This window comes from Streptomyces sp. NPDC058741 (genome assembly GCF_042746715.1).
Lineage (GTDB): Bacteria > Actinomycetota > Actinomycetes > Streptomycetales > Streptomycetaceae > Streptomyces.
The window spans coordinates 1-3,278 of the sequence record NZ_JBHYQH010000101.1; the positions used below are offsets into that span (position 1 = coordinate 1).

Consider the following 3,278-nt stretch of genomic DNA (forward strand, 5'->3'; position numbering starts at 1 on the left):
GTCGGGCACGCTGTTGGGTGTCTGAGGGAATGAACTTTCCTCGGTGCCGGTCCCAGTGAACTCCGGTTGTTGCCGGGGGTGGTGGGTGGCTGGTCGTTGTTTGAGAACTGCACAGTGGACGCGAGCATCTGTGGCCAAGTTTTTAAGGGCGCACGGTGGATGCCTTGGCACCAGGAACCGATGAAGGACGTGGGAGGCCACGATAGTCCCCGGGGAGTCGTCAACCAGGCTTTGATCCGGGGGTTTCCGAATGGGGAAACCCGGCAGTCGTCATGGGCTGTCACCCATACCTGAACACATAGGGTATGTGGAGGGAACGCGGGGAAGTGAAACATCTCAGTACCCGCAGGAAGAGAAAACAACCGTGATTCCGGGAGTAGTGGCGAGCGAAACTGGATGAGGCTAAACCGTATGTGTGTGAGACCCGGCAGGGGTTGCGCATGCGGGGTTGTGGGATCTCTCTTTCGCGGTCTGCCGGCCGTGGGACGAGTCAGAAACCGTTGATGTAGGCGAAGGACATGCGAAAGGTCCGGCGTAGAGGGTAAGACCCCCGTAGTCGAAACGTCAGCGGCTCGTTTGAGAGACACCCAAGTAGCACGGGGCCCGAGAAATCCCGTGTGAATCTGGCGGGACCACCCGCTAAGCCTAAATATTCCCTGGTGACCGATAGCGGATAGTACCGTGAGGGAATGGTGAAAAGTACCCCGGGAGGGGAGTGAAATAGTACCTGAAACCGTGTGCCTACAAGCCGTGGGAGCGTCGGGTGGGAGCTTGCTTCCATCTCGTGACTGCGTGCCTTTTGAAGAATGAGCCTGCGAGTTTGCGGTGTGTTGCGAGGTTAACCCGGGTGGGGTAGCCGTAGCGAAAGCGAGTCCGAACAGGGCGTTTCAGTAGCATGCTCAAGACCCGAAGCGGAGTGATCTAGCCATGGGCAGGTTGAAGCGGAGGTAAGACTTCGTGGAGGACCGAACCCACCAGGGTTGAAAACCTGGGGGATGACCTGTGGTTAGGGGTGAAAGGCCAATCAAACTCCGTGATAGCTGGTTCTCCCCGAAATGCATTTAGGTGCAGCGTCGTGTGTTTCTTGCCGGAGGTAGAGCACTGGATAGGCGATGGGCCCTACCGGGTTACTGACCTTAGCCAAACTCCGAATGCCGGTAAGTGAGAGCGCGGCAGTGAGACTGTGGGGGATAAGCTCCATGGTCGAGAGGGAAACAGCCCAGAGCATCGACTAAGGCCCCTAAGCGTACGCTAAGTGGGAAAGGATGTGGAGTCGCAGAGACAACCAGGAGGTTGGCTTAGAAGCAGCCACCCTTGAAAGAGTGCGTAATAGCTCACTGGTCTAGTGATTCCGCGCCGACAATGTAGCGGGGCTCAAGCGTACCGCCGAAGTCGTGTCATTGCGATATGTACCCCCAACGGGGATCGTGATGGGTAGGGGAGCGTCGTCTGCCGGGTGAAGCAGCCGCGTAAGCGAGTTGTGGACGGTTGACGAGTGAGAATGCAGGCATGAGTAGCGATTCACACGTGAGAAACGTGTGCGCCGATTGACTAAGGGTTCCTGGGTCAAGCTGATCTGCCCAGGGTAAGTCGGGACCTAAGGCGAGGCCGACAGGCGTAGTCGATGGATAACCGGTTGATATTCCGGTACCCGCTGTGAAGCGTCAAACATCGAGCATCGTGATGCTAAGGCCGTGAAGCCGTCGGCTGAGTCTTCGGACGAGGTCGGAGTGGTGGAGCCGCTGAACCGAGCGGTTAGTAGGTGAGTGATGGGGTGACGCAGGAAGGTAGTCCATCCCGGGCGGTGGTTGTCCCGGGGTAAGGGTGTAGGCCGGACGGTAGGTAAATCCGCTGTTCATTGAGGCTGAGACCTGATGCCGAGCCGATTGTGGTGAAGTGGATGATCCTATGCTGTCGAGAAAAGCCTCTAGCGAGTTTCATGGCGGCCCGTACCCTAAACCGACTCAGGTGGTCAGGTAGAGAATACCGAGGCGTTCGGGTGAACTATGGTTAAGGAACTCGGCAAAATGCCCCCGTAACTTCGGGAGAAGGGGGGCCACGTCTGGTGATCCGTTTTACACGGTGAGCTGGGGGTGGCCGCAGAGACCAGCGAGAAGCGACTGTTTACTAAAAACACAGGTCCGTGCGAAGCCGTAAGGCGATGTATACGGACTGACGCCTGCCCGGTGCTGGAACGTTAAGGGGACCGGTTAGCTTGGATTCGTCCGGGCGAAGCTGAGAACTTAAGCGCCAGTAAACGGCGGTGGTAACTATAACCATCCTAAGGTAGCGAAATTCCTTGTCGGGTAAGTTCCGACCTGCACGAATGGCGTAACGACTTCTCGACTGTCTCAACCATAGGCCCGGTGAAATTGCACTACGAGTAAAGATGCTCGTTTCGCGCAGCAGGACGGAAAGACCCCGGGACCTTTACTACAGTTTGATATTGGTGTTCGGTTCGGCTTGTGTAGGATAGCTGGGAGACTGTGATCTCTGGACGCCAGTTCAGGGGGAGTCGTCGTTGAAATACCAGTCTGGTCGTGCTGGATGTCTAACCTGGGTCCGTGATCCGGATCAGGGACAGTGTCTGATGGGTAGTTTAACTGGGGCGGTTGCCTCCTAAAGGGTAACGGAGGCGCCCAAAGGTTCCCTCAGCCTGGTTGGTAATCAGGTGTTGAGTGTAAGTGCACAAGGGAGCTTGACTGTGAGACCGACGGGTCGAGCAGGGACGAAAGTCGGGACTAGTGATCCGGCGGTGGCTTGTGGAAGCGCCGTCGCTCAACGGATAAAAGGTACCCCGGGGATAACAGGCTGATCTTCCCCAAGAGTCCATATCGACGGGATGGTTTGGCACCTCGATGTCGGCTCGTCGCATCCTGGGGCTGGAGTCGGTCCCAAGGGTTGGGCTGTTCGCCCATTAAAGCGGTACGCGAGCTGGGTTTAGAACGTCGTGAGACAGTTCGGTCCCTATCCGCTGTGCGCGTAGGAGTCTTGAGAAGGGCTGTCCCTAGTACGAGAGGACCGGGACGGACGAACCTCTGGTGTGCCAGTTGTTCTGCCAAGGGCATGGCTGGTTGGCTACGTTCGGGAGGGATAACCGCTGAAAGCATCTAAGCGGGAAGCCTGCTTCGAGATGAGGACTCCCACCCACTTGATGGGGTAAGGCTCCCAGTAGACGACTGGGTTGATAGGCCGGATATGGAAGCACGGTAACGTGTGGAGTTGACCGGTACTAATAGGCCGAGGGCTTGTCCTCAGTTGCTCGCGTCCACTGTGTT

General features: G+C 57.2%; 1 rRNA gene. It reads left to right on the forward strand.

The annotated features are described in order from the left end of the window. Positions 1 to 132 precede the first annotated feature (132 nt). A 23S ribosomal RNA gene (locus ACFW6P_RS32005) occupies positions 133 to 3,256 on the forward strand. Positions 3,257 to 3,278 lie beyond the last annotated feature (22 nt).